Source organism: Mycobacterium sp., assembly GCF_019243155.1.
In the GTDB taxonomy this organism is placed as follows: Bacteria; Actinomycetota; Actinomycetes; order Mycobacteriales; family Mycobacteriaceae; genus Mycobacterium.
Genome location: NZ_JAFAUS010000519.1, coordinates 1 through 3254, shown reverse-complemented (window position 1 = coordinate 3254; position 3254 = coordinate 1). Strand labels below are relative to the sequence as shown.

Here is a 3254-nt window from a genome sequence, read left to right as displayed (position 1 = left end):
CGCGAGGTGGCCACCACCGACGCCGACCGGGCCCAGAAGACGCCGTGGAACACCTACGTGTCGCAGGGATTGCCGGCCACGGCGATCTGTTCGCCCGGGGTCGACGCGCTGCGCGCCGCCGAACATCCCGAGCCCGGTGACTGGTTGTACTTCGTCACCATCGACGCCCAGGGAACCACGCTGTTCACCCGGGACTACAAGCAGCATCTGGCCAACATCGAGCTGGCTAAGCGCAACGGTGTCCTCGACTCCGCACGTTAGGGGGCCCGCTAGACGGGCCGGGGTCCTCGGCAAGCCAATCGCCCACTCGAAATCGCCGCAACTGCATCTGGCCGCATATCGCGCGCTCGGCCTGGACGGCTGGACCTATGAGCGCATCGAGTGCGGGGCCGACGAGTTGCCGGGTGTGGTCGGCGGATTCGGGCCCGAATGGGTCGGGGTGTCGGTGACGATGCCGGGCAAGTTCGCCGCCTTGCGGTTCGCCGACGAGCGCACCGAACGGGCCGAGCGGGTCGGATCGGCCAACACCCTGGTGCGCACGCCGACGGGCTGGCGCGCCGACAACACCGACATCGACGGCGTGGCCGGCGCCATCGGGTCCGCCTCTGGACAAGCTCTGGTCTGTGGATCGGGCGGCACCGCGCCCGCGGCGGTGGTGGGGCTGGCCCAACTCGGCGTCCCTGGCATCACCGTGGTGGCGCGCAACCCGGACAAGGCGGCCCGGCTGGTGGACCTCGGGACGCGAGTGGGCGTGCCGACGCGGTTCTGCTCCCTGGACAGCGGCGAGCTGCCCGACGCGGTGGCCGCAGCGGAGGTGCTGGTCAGCACCATTCCGGCGGACGTGGCGGCGGGCTACGCCGGCACGTTCGCCGCGGTCCCGGTGCTGCTGGACGCGGTCTACGACCCCTGGCCGACGCCGCTGGCGGCCGCGGTGGCCGCCGCCGGCGGCCGGGTGGTCAGCGGCCTGCAGATGCTGTTGCATCAGGCTTTCGCGCAGGTGGAGCAGTTCACCGGGCTGCCCGCGCCGCGCGCGGCGATGACTTGCGCGCTGGACGCGTTGGAATAGCCTGCCGCGGTATGCGTATTGCGGCTCTCGCGCTGGTGACGGTCTGGCTGGCGGCGTTGAGCTGCTACGACATTCGGGAACGCCGGCTGCCCAACGCGCTGACGCTGCTCGGGGCCGTCGTGATCCTGCTGACCGCCGGATTCGCCGGTCGCGGACCGGCGGCCCTGGCGGGGGCGGCGGCTCTGGCAGGGCTGTATCTGCTGGTGCACCTGGTCGCCCCGGCAGGCATGGGTGCCGGCGACGTCAAGCTGGCGATCGGGCTGGGCGCACTGGCGGGTTGCTTCGGGGTGCATGCGTGGTTCCTGGCGGCGCTGGCCGCACCGCTGCTGACCGTCGCGGTGGCCGCGGCAGTGCGCGGGGGCTCCGTACCGCACGGCCCGTCGATGTGTGTGGCCTGCGCGGCGGGTGTGGGGCTGGCGCAGCGGTGGCAATGGCTCGCTTAAAAATTGTGACGTAGGAAATCGTTGCCAGTGTGCCTGCGCCCGCTTACCTTTCGGTCGTGCTTACCGAAATCGCCGCGGATTACCGCGCGCGCTTGGCCGAGGGCGGAACCGAGCCTCCGCTGCGCGGCCTCAAACTCGTCCGTGACCACCGGCTGGGCGCCGCGCGATTGGCGGCTGAACTCGGTGGCCTGGGCTATTCGGTGCCCGAATTCTTCGACCACCTCATCGCGCTCGCGGCGGCCGATCCCGACCTGGCGCACGTCCTGCGGATTCATTACTCGCTGGTCGAGGAGCTGCAAGTCAAGCCGCAGCAGCCGGGCAGCGAGCGGTGGATCGCGGTGGTGGCCGCGGGCGGGCTGATCGGGGGCGCCAACGCCGAAAAAAGCCAGAAGTCGGTGGGAGGCAACAACCGTGACACCCGACTGGTCTGCACCGCCGCCGGCTTGCGGCTGCGCGGCAGAAAGTTCTACAGCACCGGCGCGCAGTTCTCCGACTACCTGCGGATCACCGCGCAAGACGACGACGGCACCCCGACCGCGGTCGTGATCCCGGTGGACCGAGTCGGCGTCGAGCACCTCGACGACTGGGACGGCATCGGCCAGCGCCTAACCGGCAGTGGCACAACAGTTTTCAATGATGTCGCGGTCGCGTCCGACGAAGTCTTTCCGTTGGGCGCCAACATCGGGCTGGATCGCGCCCGGGGTGCGCTGATGCAGCTGTATCTGCACGCGATCGCCGCCGGCATCCTGCGGACCCTGGCGGAGGACGCCGCCGCGCTGGTGCGCGGGCGCCGCCGGACCTACACCTTCGCCGCCGTCGACACGCCGACCGCCGACCCGCAGTTACTGCAGATCGTCGGCGAGATCGACGCGGTGGCCTACACCGCGCAAGCCCTGGTGCGCAGCGCTGCGGCCGACCTCGCGCCCGCGCTGGACGCCGCGCGCTCAGGTGGCATCAATCCCGAGTTGGAGAATCGGGCATCGATCGCCGCGGCGCGCGTCAAGGTAGCGATCCAGGAACCGGCGTTGCGGGCGGCGTCACGCGTCTTCGACGTCGGCGGTGCCTCCGCGATCCAGGAGTCGGCGCGCCTTGACCGGCACTGGCGCAACCTGCGGACGCTGTTCTCGCACAATCCGACCGTCTACAAGGCGCGGGTGCTGGGCGATATCGCCGTCAACGGCGCGGCGCTGCCCGAAACCAGCTTCTTCTGACCACAGCAGTCCACAGCAGTCACATCTGCACCGGCCGGGGCAGTCATCCCACCGTGGCGAAGCCAGGCCGCCCGACATGGGAGAATGGGACTCGTGTTGCGCTGGATTACCGCTGGGGAGTCGCATGGCCGCGCGCTGGTCGCCGTGCTCGAGGGCATGGTCGCCGGCGTGGAGGTCACATCTACCGACATCGGCGACCAATTGGCCCGCCGCCGGCTTGGTTACGGTCGCGGCGCGCGGATGGCCTTCGAGCGCGACGCGGTGACCATGCTTTCCGGGGTGCGGCACGGCGTCACCTTGGGTGGCCCCATCGCCATCGAGATCGGCAACACCGAATGGCCGAAGTGGGAAACCGTGATGGCCGCCGACCCGGTCGACCCGGCGGAGCTGGCGGACATCGCGCGCAACGCGCCGCTGACCCGGCCGCGGCCCGGCCACGCCGACTACGCGGGCATGCTCAAATACGGTTTCGACGACGCCCGGCCGGTGCTGGAGCGCGCCAGCGCCCGTGAGACCGCCGCCCGCGTCGCGGCC

General features: G+C 70.7%; 5 protein-coding genes. All 5 read left to right on the top strand.

The window, feature by feature from the left end:
• Positions 1–261: endolytic transglycosylase MltG (locus JOZ00_RS26225; protein WP_293350326.1), on the top strand; the 261-nt coding region annotated here is incomplete at its 5' end.
• The gene (locus JOZ00_RS26220) at positions 239–1066 is read left to right on the top strand and encodes a shikimate dehydrogenase (protein WP_293350323.1); all 828 of its coding nucleotides are present in this window, start codon (positions 239–241) and stop codon (positions 1064–1066) included. The genes JOZ00_RS26225 and JOZ00_RS26220, both read left to right, overlap by 23 nt.
• Before the next feature lie 11 nt (positions 1067–1077).
• Positions 1078–1509: an A24 family peptidase gene (locus JOZ00_RS26215; protein WP_293350320.1), complete on the top strand. Its 432-nt coding sequence runs from the start codon at positions 1078–1080 to the stop codon at positions 1507–1509.
• A 56-nt stretch (positions 1510–1565) separates the two neighbouring features.
• Positions 1566–2720, top strand: a complete 1155-nt coding sequence (locus JOZ00_RS26210) for an acyl-CoA dehydrogenase (protein WP_293350317.1) — start codon at positions 1566–1568, stop codon at positions 2718–2720.
• A gap of 93 nt (positions 2721–2813) precedes the next feature.
• The coding region (locus tag JOZ00_RS26205) for a chorismate synthase (protein WP_293350329.1) at positions 2814–3254 on the top strand (441 nt) is incomplete at its 3' end.

Bases quoted from the DNA above. Each gene is read 5' to 3' on its own strand.
- JOZ00_RS26215 (WP_293350320.1), top strand. From the start codon at position 1,078: ATGCGTATTGCGGCTCTCGCGCTGGTGACGGTCTGGCTGGCGGCGTTG.